The sequence below is a fragment of the Rhizobium laguerreae genome, from assembly GCF_002008165.1.
In the GTDB taxonomy this organism is placed as follows: Bacteria; Pseudomonadota; Alphaproteobacteria; order Rhizobiales; family Rhizobiaceae; genus Rhizobium; species Rhizobium laguerreae.
The window spans coordinates 738,432-754,430 of sequence record NZ_MRDM01000010.1 but is presented as its reverse complement, the minus strand read 5'-3'; the positions used below and the strand labels follow the sequence as shown (position 1 = coordinate 754,430).

Here is a 15,999-nt window from a genome sequence, read left to right as displayed (position 1 = left end):
CGACTCTAAATATTCATGGCAAAGAAATGGTTAACCGCAGCGGGCAAGAATTGCTAAGCCACGCATCCTGTTAGACACGCGGCGCTATAAGCTCAGCTCGCCTTCTTATGGTCCGACCGCGGCTGCAGCGCGCTGCCGTGCTCTTCCGGATAGCTGAGGATCCTTTCGCGCCGGCGGAAGCGGTAGCGCAGAACATGGAAGAGGAAGACCGGGATGCCGACGATGTAACGGCGCCAGAGGCGCGTCGGCTCCTGCAGCAGGCGATAGGCCCATTCCAGACGCATCATCCGCACTGTTTTCGGCGCGCGGGGCACGGCGCCGGAGACGAAGTCGAAGAGAGCGCCCACCGTCAACACCAGCCGCGCATGATCGGCGCGGATATTGTTGTGAACCCATTTCTCCTGCAGCGGCGTTCCCATGCCGACAATCAGGATATCGACCTTCTGGCGCTCGAGCTCCTCGATGACATCAGTTGGATCGACCTTGTCGAAATAGCCGTCGGAAACGACGACGAATTCATGCCAAGGCGTGTGCCTGCGGAAATTTTCTGCCGCCGCCTCGACGACCGTGCGCGTGCCGCCGATGAGGCCGATGCGGCGCGGGGCCTCCATGAAGGTCAGGAAGGCCGGCACAAAATCGGTGCCGTTCAGATTGGCGGGAAACGGCGCACCATGGGCGATTTGCGATGCGATGTTGAGGCCGATACCGTCAGGCAGCACCAGATTGTGCGACATAATCCGGTAATATTCGTCGTCGCGTAGCGTCGTCAGCATGTTGTGGGCGTTGACGAAGCAAACCACGGTCTGGCCGACGGGAATGGAGGCCAGCTCGTTGATGAAAACGAGGGCGTCGTCCCAGCCGAGATCGCAGACCGGCAGATCGAAGATCGTCCGCCGCGATGCGAGCACCGCGAAGTTTGCAATCAGATTCATTCCTACCTCCTGCCGAGGGTGCTGCATGCGCCCGACATCCCGGAAAACAAGCCCATATTTCCGCACCGGAGGTCTCGAAAGGACCGGTCGCGTCCCGCCGGTGCGCGTCCCTCCGATCCCGGATAAGCGGCGCATGCCAAGCTGTGACACCTGATATAACAGGACGGTTTCAAACAACCCTTAGGAAAATTCCTTGAATTTCCATGCTCGCATAAGTGGTTTATTAACCACGCGCGCCAACGGCAAACGGCGCCCGAGGGCGCCGTTTGCCGTCAATGATATGATAGTCGTTAATGGGCCGCTGGCGCCGGTGCTTCGGCGGCCGGTGCGGTCTCGACGATCTTGACCGGTGCACCCACCGTCTTCAGCTGACCGGCGGAGCTTTCCTTGACCTCTTCCTTGGAAAGATAGTCGAGCTGCTCCAGCATCACGTCGGCGACGTATTCGCCACCGAGGCGTTCGTTCATGCCCTTCTTGATCTCTTCGCGAAAAGCGTTCGGATCGAAGGATTTGATGTGGGCGATATCGACCATCTTGTTGCCGACCAGCAGGCTGAAAAGCTCGTCCGTCGTCATCTCGCTCAGTGGCAGCGTCACGCCTTTCAGCATGTCCTTGTTCATCATGAACGAAACGCGGCCGAGGAAATAGCCGGTGATCGCACCGTTGCCGATGATCGGCACCGTGATCGTTTCGCCCTTCACCAGTTCAAGCGCGCTCTGCTTGGAATCCGTTGCTGCGGGCGCCGGCGCGGTCGCCAAGTACACCGAGAAATAGACCGAGGCCAAGGTGATGGCGCAAACCCAGACACCGGTGAGGACGAGCTTGACCATCAGTTTCCACGCGCGGCAAATTGTTCCTGGGAATAGGTGCCGTCGGCGTCGGCGTCCTGAACTGCATTCTTCAGCAGGTCGGCGACAGCGCGAACCGCTTCGAGATGCGCCTCAACGCGACGGGCATTGAGAACCAGCTTCTTCTTTAGGCCGTGCAGCTGATCGAGATGGGCAGCGGCAAGCTCGGCCGGATCGGTGTCGCGAAAAAGCGTCGACAGCTCGTAGAGGCAGCGGCTCTTATGGGCATTGGAGACCTTGAGATCGAACTGCGGGTCGTTGCCGATCCGGGTGTTCTCATTGTCGATGATCATTTCGAGGCGTCCGAGAACGGATTTGATCCTGTATTCGTTCGAAATTATTTCCATGATACCCTCGGTTATGCTTCGCTTAGAGCATGATGCGAAAAACGTACGGAGTTTTCGGACAACAGCATGCTCTAACTGTTAACTGGAACGGGATTCGGATTTTTGGCCAACCGGCCTAAGATCATCCTGTTCTATCGGTCTTGGCTTCGGCGGTCGGCGTGCCAAAGGTCTTACGCTGGAAGTCGTCGATCATGCTGAGCGCGGTGTTGCGGTCATCGTCGTCTGTGGAGGCATTGACGATCTTGCCTTCCTGCCGGCGCAGAAGTTCGCTGTACATCTGCTTGGCAATGCCGATGCCGTCACCCTTGGCCATGGTGTTGCCGAGCTGCTCGGCCATCATGCCTTTCCAGATATCGCCGGTCGCGCCCTTGCCGTAGACCTCTTCGCTTTCGCTCGGCAGCATGGACTTGACGAAATTTTGCAGGACCATGGCTTCGAACTTCCGGTAGCTTTCCGGAACTTCCTCGGTCTTGGTGCGGTTCTGGACGTTGGCGAGGCCGCTCTTCTGGCCGACATGATCGAGAACGTCGACCGTATTGGAGAAGCCTTTGCCATTTTCGGCGAGACTCGTTGCGGCAAAGGCCGCACGATTTGCCTTCAACTTTTCCTGGGCCGCCTGAACCTCCATGGGGTCGGCAGCTTTGACAACGTCCAGGACCAGATCACTGGGAGGCGAAATAGCCACGTTACAATCCTCTGAATTTAAGATCGTAACGACTATGGTTTTTGAAGCTTGCTGGAGGCTGGCGTTGCGAATTGCTGATCGATGACATCGTAGACGGCGTTGTCATCGGCCTCGCGGCGCTCGGCCTCGAGTGCTTCCTTCATGCCCTCTTCAAAGCGGTCACCCTTGGCGCGCTCGCGCGCCAGCCGCATCTCGTGGATCTGCTGCATGCCGGTCAGCTGCTGGTCCTTGATGCTGAGCCTGCCGAATCGGTCGGCGTAATTCTGCGAGAAGGCATGGTGGACGGGGTCCATCGAGCCGAGCGCGAGGATGACGTCGTCCATCGCCACATTCACCTCGACACGCTGGCGGCTGGTTTCGGCCAGATCGTTCTCGGCCATTCTTTCGATATGCCGCTGCACCGAGAGCAGCCGCTTGAGCTTCTGGGAGCGCTTCTTTTCAATCATATCGGCCTCATCGCCCGATATAGATCGAGGCGAAGGACTGGCCGAACTGGCTGACCATCGCCGCAATCGAGAAATAGATCAGGAAGAGCCCGCCCATCAGCAGATAGGGCGTGGAGATGAAGTAGACCGGGATCTGCGGCGCCAGCTTGTTGATGAAACCGATCGAGACGTTGAAGATCAAGCCGTAGATCAAGAAGGGGCTCGACAGCCGCAGCATGATGTAGGTGGTCTGCTCCAGCGTGTCGGTAAAGGATATCAGCGTCGCGCGCATCTGCATCATACCGCCGAATGGCATGGTCGTGTAGGAATCGATCAGCGCGCGGAAGACGATGTGATGGAAATCCATGATGAAGAGGATCATCATGCCGGCAAAGGTGATAAAGGCCGACAGGCTGGTCTCCGGCGTATCTTCGATGACGTCGGCGGAGCCCGGCTGGGTGTAGCCGACCATCATGGCGGTGATCGAGGCGGCGAACTGCATGCCGAGCGTGTAGATCCTCGCCAGCATGCCATACATCACGCCGATCAGCGATTCGCTGAAGATCAGGCCGATATAGGTTCCGGCACCGGTGTGAACGGCCGGATAGACAGTATCCCAGAGCAACGGCATGACGGCGATCGAAAGCGCGCTGGCGATGAAGACGCGCAGCTGTGCGGGAACGCGCGCCGAGGAAAAACCCGGAAGAGCCAGCACACAGCCACCGATCCGGCAGAAAACCAGAAACAGCGCGAGAACGGTCCCTTGCGGGTCTGTTATCATGAAATAGAGCCCAAAATCTTTATCTCGATGCCCTTGGCCAGTTCGACATGCGACAGGACCGGGAGCGTGGCGAACAGCCTCTCGATGATCATGCGTACATAGGAGCGTGTTTCCGGCGACGTGACAAGTGCGAATGGCAGGCCGCGATCCATGAACTCACGGATAACTTTGGTGGCCTGCTCGCTGAACTCCTCCAGGCTGCGCGGATCGATGTCGAATTCGATCACCTCGCCCTTGGCGTCGCGCTTCAGCGCCTGGTGGAAAGCCAGATCCCATTTGCTGCCCAGCCGCAGCACGCGAAGCACGCCGTTGTCGGCGAGGTCGCCGCAGAGCTGCTGGGCCATGCGGATGCGGACATGCTCGACGATCTGCTCGGTCTTCCTGACATGCGGGGCGAGCTCGGCCACCGCCTCGAGGATAAGGTGCAGGTTGCGGATCGAGACACGTTCGGCAAGCAGCAGCTTGAGCACCGCCTGCAGGCCCGAATAGGACATGTGCGACGAGCAGATCTCGTCGGCAAGCTTCTTGTATTCGGGATCGAGCCGATCGATCAGCACCTTGACGTCCTTATAGGACAGAAGCTGCGGCAGGTTGTTGCGGATGACCTCGCTCATATGGGTCAGCACGACGGAGACATTGTCGATCGGCTGAAAGCCCTCGCGTTTCAGATCGTCGGCGAAGTTTTCGAGGATGGAGACGGCAGGCATGCCGAAAGCAGGTTCGCGGATTTCGTCGCCGGGAATGCTCGGCCGGCGGCCAGCACCGGTAACGACGAGGACTTCGCCGACGCGCAGCAGGTTGGAAGCGACCGTCGTGCCGTGGATGCGGATCTGATAGGACTTTTCAGCGATGGCGATATCGTCGGTCACCTTGATCTCGGGCACGACGAAGCCGTATTGCGTGGCGAACTTCTTGCGCATCTTGCCAACGCGGAAGGCGAGCTCCTGGTGGGCGCCGAGCAGGCGCGTCGAGACCATCTTGCCGAGTGCGAGCTCGATTTCGGAGGTGCGCAGCACCGCCTTGACCGAATCCTTTTCCAGCTCCTTATTCTGGACGACCTTCTTTTCTTCCTGCTCGCGGCGAAGCATGTTCTCTGCCTCGACCTGACGCGGGATGAACCAGGCGCCGAAGGCGAGAAGACCGCCGAGGACCACGAAGGGGATAAACGGCAGACCCGGCATCAGAGCCAGGATGAACATCAGCACCGCCGAGACGGAAAGCGCACGGGGATAACCGCTCAACTGGTTGACGACCGCCTGGTCGGTGGAGCCGGTGGTGCCGCCGCGGGAGACGAGAAGGCCGGCGGCGAGCGAAACGATGAGGGCCGGCATCTGCGAGACGAGGCCGTCGCCGACGGAGAGCTTGACGAAGACGTCGGCCGCTTCGCCGATCGGCATACCGTGGCGGAAGTAGCCGATGATGATGCCACCGAAGATGTTGATGCAGGTGATGATGAGGCCGGCGACGGCATCGCCGCGCACGAATTTCGACGCACCGTCCATCGCACCGAAGAACGAGCTTTCCTCCTCGAGTTCCCGGCGCCGGCGCTGGGCTTCCCTCTCGTCGATGATGCCGGCCGAAAGATCGGCGTCGATCGACATCTGCTTACCGGGAATGGCGTCCAGGGTGAAACGCGCGCCGACTTCGGCGATACGCGTGGCGCCCTTGGTGATGACGATGAAGTTGATGGTGATGAGGATCAGGAAGACGATCAGACCGATGACGAAGTCGCCGGACATCACCAGGCTCGCGAAACCGGCGATGACGCCGCCCGCTGCGTCATGGCCTTCATTTCCGTGGGACAGGATGACGCGTGTTGTCGCGATGTTCAGCGCCAGCCGGGTCATCGTTGCGATCAGCAGAATGGTCGGGAAAGACGAGAAATCGAGCGGCTTCTGGATCCACAGCGCGACCATCAGGATCAGCACCGAGAAGGCGATCGAGAAGGCCAGTCCCATATCGATCAGGAACGGCGGGATCGGCAGGAAGAGAATGCAGATGATGCCGATGATGCCGAGGGCAAATCCAACATCGCGCAGGTTGGGGGCGACTTTTGGAAGGGGGAGTGCAGGTGGTTGCGCCATGACGATTCCGTCTCTTCATGAGAGGAGGCGGGCATGCGGCCCGCCCAATTCGGATCGAGAATTAAATGGCGAAGCTTGCGCGAAGGTGGCTCAGAAACCTGACTGGATGCGAGAGAAGACCAGATTGGTGAAAATCGAGATCTGCGAGCCGACGAAGGGTGCTGTGACCCCGACGGTGATCAGCACCGCTACGATCTTCGGCACGAAGGTCAGTGTCGCTTCCTGCACCTGAGTCAGCGCCTGGATCAAGGCAATGACGAGACCCACCACCATTGCCGCAATGACGGCGGGACCGGCGGCAATCAGGACGGTCCAGATCGCCGCCTGAAACAGATCCAATGCATCAGCTTCATTCATCCGAAGGCAACCTCATATCGCCCTGAAGCGGCCCCGCCGTGGCCGGACCGCCATTGATTGGTATCACCCGACTTCGGCGGCGCACCGGCGCCGTGGGTATCAGGTATCGCTGGTGTCGGTCGACGTGGTCGGCGCCTTGTCGGCAATAGTGATTCCCGCCTGCACGAGTATATTCCCGCCAGCCGTGGTTGTCGCAATGATTCCGTCCGAATAAACCTTGACGGATTCGATGGTGCCCTTGACCTTACCGTCAGCGCTTTCCATGTATTTGCCGACGTAGCTGCTCGCTTGGGTGAGGCTGGAGCTTGCCAGAAGTGTGTCCAGCTTGGTGTTGGTCTGGATCGTCTGTTCGACCTGCGAGAAGCTTGCCAGCTGCGACATCTGCTCGCTGGCATCCATCGGATCGGTCGGATCCTGGTTCTTCATCTGCGCGATGAGCAGTTGAAGGAAATTGTCGTAGTTCAGCGTCGCCTTCGTCTGGGCCGTGTTCGTTGTGGTCGTCGAACTCGTTTTGGCCACGTTCGATGTTGCATCTACCGCCATGGTGCAATCTCCCTGCGAATCTGCTCGACCATCGTCGGCGGCATTTCGTGGTTGTTGAGGATGTTGTCTTCGATGGCGTAAAGGCCGCGGATCGCCTTGAGTGCGTCGAAGGCACGGCCTGTCGAGACGAGCGCATCGATGCGCTTCAGTTCGGCGAGGATTTCCTCGTTCTTGAAGCAGGAGAGCAGCATGGTAATCGACTTGCGGAACAACGCCGTCGACTGGTCCTTGCCCTCAGGGTTGATGAGGATCATCTGCGCGATGAAATAGAGCTGACGCAGCGGCGTCGTGGCGCCCTCCGGCTGGAGGACGTGGTTTTCGAGAAGGAACGTCACATCATTCAGGAATTCCAGCGCGACCTTACGGTCGACGCGCAGGACGGCGCCGTTGATGAAGATTCTTTCTCCGGCTTTCAGAGAAATGCGAAGTGTGCTTTTCATTTAAGTCCATCCCTGATGATGGTGGTAACGTCGATGATGCCCTGGTAGTTATTAGACTGACGTTTTCTGATCCTGTCGCATTCCTTCAATATCCAGATCGCGATCGAGATGAGGTTGGCCCTGAGCCCGATCTCCAGCTGGTTGTCGGGATGTTTGAGATCCTCGATGAAGCTGATCCAGACCCGGCGGGTATAAAACAGGGCTTCAATGGCTTCCCGGCCGTATTTTTCCTTTTCGCGCGCCGCCGCCAGCAGGTCTATGGACCGGTCAAGAACCTGCCATTCCCGCTCTTTCGCGTCGGCCACCGAGTCCTGCATGACTTCGGCATATGAGAACTGATACATTCATGCATCCTTCTTTATTGCGCGCCTTTGATCATCAAAGGTAGTTTACTAGACTCAACTGCTGGATCTTCGAGACGATCGTGTAAGCCGTTTCAAGCTGCGTTTCCAAAGTCTTGACAAGGGTCGACGCCTCGTAAGGGTCGACGCCCTGGAGATCGACGAGCTTGTTCTTGATGATGTTCGATTGAGCGTCGAGAGCGTCGTTCGACTTCTTGACGCGCTCTTGGGAAAGACCGAGCTGGCTTGCCTGGGTGACCAGGCCACTGGTCGCCTTCGCCGTGTAGCTGATCGCCTGCTTGGACACCGTGCTCATCGCATCGCTGCTGAGGCCTTGTCCCAACAGTGCCGAGGCCATCACCGAAGCGAGCGCGAAGTAACGCATGCCCTCGGAATTGGCATTGGTCGAGGATTCGATCACTTCGGAGTTGCTGATGCGGCTCGTCATGTTCTGGTTCGACGCCTGCGACCAACCGGTCGTCGGGTCGGTCCAGGCTGCCTGACTGAACATCGGCTCTACCGTCGTGGTGATGAAGGTGCTCATTTCGGCGCCGGTCAGATCCTTGACTGCCTTCGGGGGGACAAGAGCGGCGGCGTATGCATTCAACTGCGTGACGATGGCAGCACTCGTCGCGGCCGTCTTGTCTGCCAGCGGCTGCACATCGGTGTTGATGCCCGAGAACAGATATTCGCCGTTTACCATGGTATTGGCCGTATCCATCATCGTAGACAGGGCGCTGGTCGCCGATTGGATGGCGACGGTGATGCTGCCTGGGTCGTGGCTGCCCTGGAGCGCCGTCAGCTTCGAAACGAGGCCGTCGCCGACATCCTTCATCTTGGAAAGGCCAAGCTGCGAGGATTCCATGCGCGCAGTGACAAGCGAGTTGCTTGATTTGATCGAGGCTATCCTGTCGACCTCGCGGCTGAAGTCCACGCTCCTGGCGGCGTTGCCGCCGAGCGAGACGCCGATATCGGCATAGACTCCCGTCGTCGCTTCCATCGTCGCCTTCGTCATCTGGTTCTGCGCCTGACGGATCGTCAGCCGCATCGCATTCTGAATGGCCGAACTTGAAATAAATGAGCTCTTCATGGCTTAACTCGCAATATCCAGCAATGACTTCAACATTTCGTCAACGGCGTTCAGGATCTTGGTCGCCGCCTTGTAAGACTGCTCTATGTCGAGAAGCAGCGTCAGCTCCTCGTCGAGGTTGACGCCCGTCTCGTTGGAATAAGCTTCGTCGGAGCGCGATAGCGCCGCCGAGGTGTTTTCCGCCGCCGTCGTGGCATTGCTGCGGTACTGTTCGAGCCAGCCAAGCGAATTCGTGGCGAATTCCATGATGCTGACGTTTGAATCGATGCCAGTCGTGGCGTCGAACCCGACCGGCGTCCCCGCCGCTGGATCGAAATCGATGTCGGAGCCCAATGCGGTATAGAGACGATCGAGTTCAGTCGTATAACCGCTGGCGCCTGACGTGTTCAGGACGAGGCCGGTGGCGTTGACGCCACCGTCGCGCAGGCGCATCGGATCGCCGCCTTGCGAGGTGATGACGCGGCTGCTGACCGAGATGGTCGCCGCCATGCCGGCAACTGCGGTGGCGCCGGTATCGACCGTGCCGCCGCTCCAGGTGAAGAGGCCGGGCACATAGGCCGGACCGACCACCGTGTTCTGCTCCTTGAAGAGCGAGACCAGCCCGCGGGCGACTTCGTCGAGCTGCTTTTGGAAGTTCGGGGCGATTTCGTCGCGCACCTGGAGGAGAGACTGAAGGCTTCCCTGCCCCGTTGTCGTCGATCCGCTACCGCGTGGAAGTGCCACGCCGTCGATATAGACCGAATTGCCGGCGATGGTCGCGGTGTAGACATCCTGAGACTTGAACGTCACCTTGCGCGGGATCGTCTCGAAGAGGATCGTCCCGTCAGACGTGCTCAGCACCATGTCGTTATTGTCGCGCGTCGTCGTGTTGACGCCGACGATCTGCGAAATCTGCTTGAGAGCCTTCTCACGTTCGTCGAGGGCGCCGGATGCATCCGCACCCGAGGCCGTGGCGGTCTTCACCGCATTGTTGGCCTTCTCGAAGTCGCTGAGAAGCGTATTCAGCTTATCGACGTCGGTGGCGATCTGCTTGTCGGCGGTGGCGCGGACGTTCTGAACGGATTGCGAGGCATTGTTCAGCGAGTTGGCGACGTCCTGCGCGGCGGTGATGGCGCCCTGAGCGGCGACGGTGCTGCCCGGCGTCGTGCGGAAGGCCTGAAGCTTCTGCTGGAAAACACCGAGATAGGTGGATGGCGACGTTTCGTAGTCGTTGCCACCCACGATCGACTTCAGGTCCTCGAGACCGCCGAGCAATGCCTGCTGGGCACTGTCCTGAGAGGATGTCTTCAGATATTGGCGCAGCAGCGCCTCTTCCTGCGCGCGGTCGATCTTGACGACCTGCGCGCCATTCAAGGACGTGGTGAGCATCGCCTGCCGGCGCACGTAATCTTTGTTGCCCGCATTCGAGATATTGTTCGATACGACACTGCTCTGAGTGCCCGTATTGTTAAATATATTCTGCGCGGTATTAAGTGCTGACGTGAGCGACATGGCTTACCCGGTACCTTGCTTATCTCTTGAGGTTGACGAGAACGTCCATAATGTCGGATCCCGTCTGGAACACCTTGGAATTGGCGGTATAGCTGCGCTGCGATTCGATCATCTCGGTCAGTTCGCCGGCGAGGTCGACGTTCGAGCCTTCGAGAGCGCCTGATTTGATCGTGCCGAGACCGTTGGTCTGCGGGAAGCCAGTGACGGTGACGCCCGACTGGCCGTTGGCGCTGTAGACGTTGCCGCTCATCAGCGTCAGCTTGTCCGGGCTTGCGACATTGGCCAGCGGAATGCGATAGAGCGGCTTGGTGCTGCCGTCTTCGTATTTCGCGTAGACGATGCCGTCGCCGTCAACCGTGACGTCCTTGACCGGGGTCGCTGCCTGACCGTTCGGCGTACCGGTGCCGGAGAAGTCGGCGCCGAGCTGCGTGAAGGCGGAGAAATCCATGGCAATCGTCTGGCCAGTCACCGGATCGACAATGTTAATGGCGCCGCCCGTGGTCAACTTGCCGTTGGCGTCGAAGGTGATCGTTCCGGTGCCGACATCGCCGCCGGCGGTGGAGTAGGGGAAGGAGGTCGTGCCGCCGACCGCGGCATCGGCGTTGCGGAACATTGCCACTTCCCAGGTGGCAGCCGTAGCGGGGGGTGCCGGCGGCGGCGTCACGACCGATTGCTTCGTGAAGTAGAAGTCGTACATCACCTTGTTGCCGAGACGGTCATAGGCGACCATCGAGACCTTCTTGGTGTCGGTTGTCGTGGTGGCGGCATTGGCGCTCGGCAGTGTCGCAGGAGCGACCGGAGCGACCTTGGCATTGGAATCGAGGTTGCCTTTGAAGACACCGGATGTCGAGGCGATCGCCGTCAGACCATCCTGGTTGACGTTGACGGGAACGAGGCCGTCGAAGCCGTTGACGACGACAGCAGGAGCGCCGGAGTCGTAGGAATAGCCCATCAACTGGAAGCCGGCGGCGTTGACGAGGTTGCCTTCGTCGTCCTTGGTGAAGTCGCCGGCGCGGGTCAGGACCGGCGTGCCATCTGCACCCTGGACGATGAAGAAGCCATCGCCCGAAATTGCAAGGTCGGTGCTTGAGGTAGTGTAGGAAATATCGCCCTGGTCGGAGACGGCCTGGCGGACGGAGGTCTGAACACCGCCGGAATTGTAATTGCCGCCCGAGGAGGGCAGAACCAGCGACGAGAAGCTCGTCGACACAGCCTTGTAACCGGTGGTGTTAACGTTGGCGATGTTGTCGGCGACGGTGCTGAGGCGGTTGGCCTGAGCGTTCATCCCCGATACTGCCGTCTTCATGCTGCCGAAAATGCTCATCTGAAAACCTCGTTTTACCTGTTATGCACGAGAGTATTTGTCGGGCCTTGCGTGAAGCTGTCTGTCATGCGGGCTGCGAGGCTAAATTGAGGTTCAGCCGGGCGCCGCCGCCCGGCCGAGAAAATCAGGCCCAATCGATGCAGTAGCCAAGGAAGCGCTTGGAATCGACCGGATCGACGCCAAGCTTTTTGCGCAGCTTCTTGCGCAGCTTCGAGATGTGGCTTTCGACGACGTTCTCCTCGACCTCTTCGTCGAAGATGCCGTAGATGGCGTTGAAGATCTGGGTCTTGGTGACCCGGCGACCGCGATTGGCGATCAAATATTCGAGGATGCGGCGCTCGCGCCGGGGAAGTGCGAAGACTTCGCCGTTGATCTCGGGGTCACGACCATCCGAGAAGACGCGGATCCCGCCGATCTCGGTGTAGTTGGTGATCGCCTTCAGCCGGCGCCGGATCGCAGCCGCCCTTGCGAGGATCTCGCGGGGATGCACCGGTTTGCGCACCACGTCGTCGACGCCGCAATCGAAAAGCGCAAGAGTGTTTTCGAGCGAGTGCTGGTCGCTGACCGCAATCACCGGCGCCATCGACCGATCCCGGATCGCCCGGGGCAGTTCGAAGTTGCGCTGGCCCTGGCCGATCAGAAAGGCCTCGACTGCAGCTATATCGGAATCGGCAGCGGTCTGTACCCACTCGCCAAATTCCGCTGGATCAAAGCCGGTGGAGGGAATGCCCTCACGACCGAACAGAGATGTGTATCCATCTTTCACGAGCTCACGCTCATCAACCACTACGATCATTCGTCCGCCTCCGAATCAGTGTGGCACTTCGATGATCTATGGGTACGAATCGCACGAATCGGCGACAACTCGTTAAAGTTAATGGCAGAAACTAATAATTGATTAAGATCTGGGTAGCGATTTGATCTATATCTAGTGGGTATGCCTAATTATACACACCAAAATTTCGTGGAAAAGTTAACAGTCGGTTAAATATGACTTGCGTACGGGTTTCGTGCCGGATTCCCGCCACATTGTGACACAGTTTCGTCACAATACGCCTCTTCCATCTTTGGTTGAATCAATTTCGGCAAAAGTTACTCGCATTGAGAGTCCACTTGCCATAGCCGGTGGCAACGAGATTGGAGATGACGCGGCAGACATATTGCTTCTGCGCCGGATTGTTGTTGGGTCCGGCATGGTATCTGGCTACCGCCATCGTCCATGTCTCGTGACGGTCATGCAGATTGCGGAGGAATTTTGCCGCATACTCCACGTTGCGATGCGGGTCGAACATCTCCTCGGCGGAGCGGAAATTCTCGCCGTGAAAGTAATGGTTGATCTGCATGCAGCCGATGTCGATGAGCTTGGCGCCGCTGCTGCGGGCGACATCGAACTGCCGCATTGCGTCCTGCTCCGAGGGTGGAAAGATCGCCTTGCCTTCGACGTTCATGGCGTAGGGATAGAGCGAGCCCTTGCGGCCGGTCTCCGTCAGCCCAACCGAATAGAGGATGCCTTCCGGGACGCCGTATTTGGCCGCTGCCGACTGGATCTCGCGTTCGCAGGCGCCGGTGGAGGCGATCGCCTCAGAGGTAAACGCCGCCAGTGCTGCTGCTGCCGCCAGAACGAGCGTCTTCAATACTGGTATCGCCTGCGCCATTGAAGCCTCCGTCCGTCCGCTGTGCCGTCTGATTTTGGCGATCGCGCGCCTCGCCGCCCTGCCCCTGCTGAGGGAGCGACTGCTGCTGGGAGGCCTGGCCCTGATTGCCCGCGTCGGGACGCTCGACCGGCGCCATGCTGATGGTGACGTTTTCGACCGCGTAACCCTGGCTGCGCAGAGCTTCGAGAATCTTGCCGTGATCATCCTTCATTTGACGATAGGCCGCTCCGGTTTCGACCTTGAGGTCGACGTTCAGAGCGTCACCGGACAAGCGCATGGTCGCCGTCACCAGGCCGAGATCGAGTGGGTTCATCTGGATCTTCAACGTATTGACCACCTTGCCGGTGCTCGTCCATTCCGCCGCGTTAGAGAGCGCCGAGCTCGGCTCCATGGCGCGCGCCCATTCGGAATCGCCGGAGAGAGCAGCGGTGACGGCGGCGGAATTCGTATTCTGCATCAGGCCGATATAGCGGCGCGATTCGAGCACCGAAACGTTTTCGACATCGGCTTTCTTCGAACCATCTTTCGGCCCGGCCTGATCCGTGCCCATGTGGACATCCATCGACACGCCGCGGCCATCGGCGCGGCTCAACCTGAATGTCTTGCCATCGGCGGCTTCGGCAGTCTCCGATCCGGGGACCTTGATGTCATCCGCCTTGCCGCTCTCGATATTGCCGCTGACCGCGGCAAGAGCGTCGGACGCATGGCCGCCCGCCTTGGCTTCGATAGCATCGAGTTTCTTGTCGCCCGCTCCAGCCTCGTCGACCTTGACGGAGACGTGATGCGCGGTGGTCGCCGGCAAAGTCACGGTCCCGTCGGCAGGCTCCTGCTTCAGCAGACCCAGAACATCGGAAATGCCGCCGTCATCATCGTCGCTGACCTTGTCCGTATCGGTTTCCAGCGCGTCGGCCTTGGTGTGTTTGCCACCCTTGGCTGCCGGAGCGACCTCATCTGCGGGACTGTCCTTCGGATCGAGCTTGCCGAAGGCGAGATCGGCCGGCATTTTGACCTCAGCCTTTGCGGGCTTTGTCGTGGCTTTTTCAACACTGGCAATCGTTTCCGGCTGCACCTCGGCCTGTGCCTTCAGCGCGGCGTCGCCGAGGTCGATCAACGGCTTTGCACTGCTGCGGCCGCGGATCGTCCGCGCCACTTTCTCGGCGGCGCCATCGGCAGCCACGCCCTGATCCGGCTGCGCATCGTCGGGCTCGTCATTGACGGCATCGCTGCCGGCCTTGGCAAGCGCGTCGAAGAAGCCGCTCTTTTGGCCTTCAGCATCACCTTTTCCGGCCAGTCGCGCGGATTTCGCAACCGCAGCCGTCTCCGTACCGGAGGCTCCGCCCGAGACGCTTATATCCATCATTGTTCGTTGCCTTCTTGCGCCAGAAGACCGTCGATCTCGTCGAGCTTGGATCGACTGGTCGTCACAAATGCGTTGAATGAGGGGTCGGTATCCTGGCTTTGGCCAGTCGATGCCACACCTCCCGGAACAGGCTCGGGAAGCGCGCCTGGCGCCCCCGGTTGCATGGCTATCGCCGCAGCCTTTTCAGAAGTGATTTCTTGATGATCAGTGTTAGGATTGGAGGCTTGCGTCAAGCTTGCCGGGTCGGGAGCGCGCAGGATCTGCTCGGCAACGGATCGCGCCGCCTCCTGCAGCGCCTGATCCCGCCGCGACAGCGCGTTGCCGTCGATGCCGCTGACATTCTTTGCTGCCTGATCGATATCCTCGGTGGGAAGGCCGGCCATGCCGCCATAGAAATCCGCGAGCGGACCGAAAGCATTGTCGGTGCCGCCGCCAAGCGACTGCACGCGCCCGACCGCCATGCGCGCCAGCTCCGGCTTGCCTGATATCGCGGCGGCGCGGGCGATGCGCAGATAAACCTCGCGTTGGCGCGGTGCGTCCATGAAGGACAGGATGTCGATGACATCCTGTGGTTTCACGTCGTGATCGTGGCCAACGACGAGGGTGACGAAAAGATCGGCGAACTGGCTGGCATAGGGCGAATGCAGGAATCGACGGACATAGCGCTGCGAATAGGCCATTCCCCTGTCGAGCATCCCCTTGTCGACGCAAATGGCGAGTGAGCGGCGCAACGCCGCCTCCTCGACGATCGTGCCCGGCGCGGCAAGACGCGCCTGGTCGTAGAGATCCAGCGCGTCTGTCGGTTTCGTCGCGATCAGCACGTTGCCGCCGATCAGCGCAAGGTAGGGGCCGATCTTCTTGTCGCGATATTCCTTCGCCGTCTCCTGCAGCGTCTTGGCGACGAGGAGGCCCTTGCCGCTCAGATATTTGCGCAGCACGTCGGTGACACGGTTGTCGAAATAGCCGTTGACGTCGTGGGCGATCAGATATTCGAGCGTCTGGGGATTGCCGCCGCTCATCGTGTAGATCAGCGCTGCGTCGACATTGCGATCGTCGTCAAAGATCGACGGTTCGACGGTGCGCAGCCGCGTGTCGATTGTGCCCAGCATGAAGCGCTGCATCTCACCGGCCGAATGATCGCCGGTAACGACGGAATCCTGCACGAATTGCAGCGACCGCAGCATTTTGTAGGGCGCGAGATCGTCCGGATCCTGCGCATTGGCTGCGGCCGGCGAAAGCATCGCCAGGCCGAGGGCCATAAATCCGACGTAACGATGCTGCCGACGCGCCATTCGA

At 59.6% G+C, this 15,999-nt stretch carries 18 protein-coding genes; all 18 read right to left on the bottom strand.

The features are described from left to right. Positions 1 to 92 precede the first annotated feature (92 nt). Positions 93 to 932 carry a WecB/TagA/CpsF family glycosyltransferase gene (locus tag BS630_RS12255; protein ID WP_077977644.1) on the bottom strand — a complete coding sequence of 280 codons (840 nt, stop codon included), beginning with the start codon at positions 930 to 932 and terminating at the stop codon, positions 93 to 95. Between the two features lie 290 nt (positions 933 to 1,222). Continuing rightward, entirely contained in the window at positions 1,223 to 1,762 is a 540-nt protein-coding gene (locus BS630_RS12250) for a hypothetical protein (protein ID WP_077977643.1), read from the bottom strand. Further along, positions 1,762 to 2,127 carry a hypothetical protein gene (locus tag BS630_RS12245; protein ID WP_017959015.1) on the bottom strand — a complete coding sequence of 122 codons (366 nt, stop codon included), beginning with the start codon at positions 2,125 to 2,127 and terminating at the stop codon, positions 1,762 to 1,764. Before BS630_RS12245 ends, BS630_RS12250 begins: the two co-directional genes overlap by 1 nt. 121 nt (positions 2,128 to 2,248) lie before the next feature. Beyond that, positions 2,249 to 2,812 (bottom strand): rod-binding protein, encoded by a 564-nt coding sequence (locus BS630_RS12240; protein WP_077977640.1) that lies wholly within the window; start codon positions 2,810 to 2,812, stop codon positions 2,249 to 2,251. Between the two features lie 32 nt (positions 2,813 to 2,844). Further along, positions 2,845 to 3,258 (bottom strand): hypothetical protein, encoded by a 414-nt coding sequence (locus BS630_RS12235; protein WP_077977638.1) that lies wholly within the window; start codon positions 3,256 to 3,258, stop codon positions 2,845 to 2,847. A 7-nt stretch (positions 3,259 to 3,265) separates the two neighbouring features. After that, on the bottom strand, positions 3,266 to 4,018 hold the full coding sequence (locus BS630_RS12230; RefSeq protein WP_077977636.1) for a flagellar biosynthetic protein FliR: 753 nt from the start codon (positions 4,016 to 4,018) through the stop codon (positions 3,266 to 3,268). Then, positions 4,015 to 6,102 (bottom strand): flagellar biosynthesis protein FlhA, encoded by a 2,088-nt coding sequence (gene flhA / locus BS630_RS12225; RefSeq protein ID WP_077977635.1) that lies wholly within the window; start codon positions 6,100 to 6,102, stop codon positions 4,015 to 4,017. Before flhA ends, BS630_RS12230 begins: the two co-directional genes overlap by 4 nt. Before the next feature lie 90 nt (positions 6,103 to 6,192). Beyond that, positions 6,193 to 6,459, bottom strand: coding sequence for a flagellar biosynthesis protein FliQ (fliQ, locus tag BS630_RS12220; RefSeq protein ID WP_009992823.1), 267 nt, complete (start codon positions 6,457 to 6,459; stop codon positions 6,193 to 6,195). 99 nt (positions 6,460 to 6,558) lie between these two features. Continuing rightward, on the bottom strand, positions 6,559 to 7,002 hold the full coding sequence (gene flgD, locus BS630_RS12215) for a flagellar hook assembly protein FlgD (protein ID WP_017959010.1): 444 nt from the start codon (positions 7,000 to 7,002) through the stop codon (positions 6,559 to 6,561). Further along, a complete protein-coding gene (gene flbT / locus BS630_RS12210; RefSeq protein WP_017959009.1) occupies positions 6,993 to 7,442 on the bottom strand; it encodes a flagellar biosynthesis repressor FlbT in 450 nt (149 codons plus the stop codon). The genes flgD and flbT overlap by 10 nt, the downstream gene beginning before the upstream one ends. Continuing rightward, positions 7,439 to 7,786 (bottom strand): flagellar biosynthesis regulator FlaF, encoded by a 348-nt coding sequence (gene flaF, locus BS630_RS12205; protein ID WP_003556569.1) that lies wholly within the window; start codon positions 7,784 to 7,786, stop codon positions 7,439 to 7,441. Before flaF ends, flbT begins: the two co-directional genes overlap by 4 nt. Positions 7,787 to 7,820: 34 nt before the next feature. Next, complete coding sequence (locus tag BS630_RS12200) at positions 7,821 to 8,873, bottom strand: flagellar hook-associated family protein (protein ID WP_077977634.1); 1,053 nt, start codon at positions 8,871 to 8,873, stop codon at positions 7,821 to 7,823. 3 nt (positions 8,874 to 8,876) lie between these two features. Next, the gene (flgK, locus tag BS630_RS12195) at positions 8,877 to 10,364 is read right to left on the bottom strand and encodes a flagellar hook-associated protein FlgK (RefSeq protein WP_077977633.1); all 1,488 of its coding nucleotides are present in this window, start codon (positions 10,362 to 10,364) and stop codon (positions 8,877 to 8,879) included. A gap of 19 nt (positions 10,365 to 10,383) precedes the next feature. Then, positions 10,384 to 11,688 carry a flagellar hook protein FlgE gene (locus tag BS630_RS12190; RefSeq protein WP_065282210.1) on the bottom strand — a complete coding sequence of 435 codons (1,305 nt, stop codon included), beginning with the start codon at positions 11,686 to 11,688 and terminating at the stop codon, positions 10,384 to 10,386. A 124-nt stretch (positions 11,689 to 11,812) separates the two neighbouring features. Beyond that, positions 11,813 to 12,484, bottom strand: coding sequence for a transcriptional activator Rem (gene rem, locus BS630_RS12185; RefSeq protein ID WP_003545558.1), 672 nt, complete (start codon positions 12,482 to 12,484; stop codon positions 11,813 to 11,815). A gap of 280 nt (positions 12,485 to 12,764) precedes the next feature. Beyond that, positions 12,765 to 13,322 carry a transglycosylase SLT domain-containing protein gene (locus BS630_RS12180; RefSeq protein WP_077977631.1) on the bottom strand — a complete coding sequence of 186 codons (558 nt, stop codon included), beginning with the start codon at positions 13,320 to 13,322 and terminating at the stop codon, positions 12,765 to 12,767. After that, positions 13,270 to 14,703, bottom strand: a complete 1,434-nt coding sequence (gene fliK / locus BS630_RS12175) for a flagellar hook-length control protein FliK (protein ID WP_077977629.1) — start codon at positions 14,701 to 14,703, stop codon at positions 13,270 to 13,272. The genes BS630_RS12180 and fliK overlap by 53 nt, the downstream gene beginning before the upstream one ends. Beyond that, the gene (gene motC, locus BS630_RS12170) at positions 14,700 to 15,995 is read right to left on the bottom strand and encodes a chemotaxis protein MotC (protein WP_077977626.1); all 1,296 of its coding nucleotides are present in this window, start codon (positions 15,993 to 15,995) and stop codon (positions 14,700 to 14,702) included. The genes fliK and motC overlap by 4 nt, the downstream gene beginning before the upstream one ends. Between the last annotated feature and the right edge of the window lie 4 nt (positions 15,996 to 15,999).

Bases quoted from the DNA above. Each gene is read 5' to 3' on its own strand.
- BS630_RS12255 (WP_077977644.1), bottom strand. From the start codon at position 932: ATGAATCTGATTGCAAACTTCGCGGTGCTCGCATCGCGGCGGACGATC.
- BS630_RS12250 (WP_077977643.1), bottom strand. From the start codon at position 1,762: ATGGTCAAGCTCGTCCTCACCGGTGTCTGGGTTTGCGCCATCACCTTG.
- BS630_RS12245 (WP_017959015.1), bottom strand. From the start codon at position 2,127: ATGGAAATAATTTCGAACGAATACAGGATCAAATCCGTTCTCGGACGC.
- BS630_RS12235 (WP_077977638.1), bottom strand. From the start codon at position 3,258: ATGATTGAAAAGAAGCGCTCCCAGAAGCTCAAGCGGCTGCTCTCGGTG.
- BS630_RS12230 (WP_077977636.1), bottom strand. From the start codon at position 4,018: ATGATAACAGACCCGCAAGGGACCGTTCTCGCGCTGTTTCTGGTTTTC.
- flhA (WP_077977635.1), bottom strand. From the start codon at position 6,102: ATGGCGCAACCACCTGCACTCCCCCTTCCAAAAGTCGCCCCCAACCTG.
- fliQ (WP_009992823.1), bottom strand. From the start codon at position 6,459: ATGAATGAAGCTGATGCATTGGATCTGTTTCAGGCGGCGATCTGGACC.
- flgD (WP_017959010.1), bottom strand. From the start codon at position 7,002: ATGGCGGTAGATGCAACATCGAACGTGGCCAAAACGAGTTCGACGACC.
- flbT (WP_017959009.1), bottom strand. From the start codon at position 7,442: ATGAAAAGCACACTTCGCATTTCTCTGAAAGCCGGAGAAAGAATCTTC.
- flaF (WP_003556569.1), bottom strand. From the start codon at position 7,786: ATGTATCAGTTCTCATATGCCGAAGTCATGCAGGACTCGGTGGCCGAC.
- BS630_RS12200 (WP_077977634.1), bottom strand. From the start codon at position 8,873: ATGAAGAGCTCATTTATTTCAAGTTCGGCCATTCAGAATGCGATGCGG.
- flgK (WP_077977633.1), bottom strand. From the start codon at position 10,364: ATGTCGCTCACGTCAGCACTTAATACCGCGCAGAATATATTTAACAAT.
- BS630_RS12190 (WP_065282210.1), bottom strand. From the start codon at position 11,688: ATGAGCATTTTCGGCAGCATGAAGACGGCAGTATCGGGGATGAACGCT.
- rem (WP_003545558.1), bottom strand. From the start codon at position 12,484: ATGATCGTAGTGGTTGATGAGCGTGAGCTCGTGAAAGATGGATACACA.
- fliK (WP_077977629.1), bottom strand. From the start codon at position 14,703: ATGATGGATATAAGCGTCTCGGGCGGAGCCTCCGGTACGGAGACGGCT.
- motC (WP_077977626.1), bottom strand. From the start codon at position 15,995: ATGGCGCGTCGGCAGCATCGTTACGTCGGATTTATGGCCCTCGGCCTG.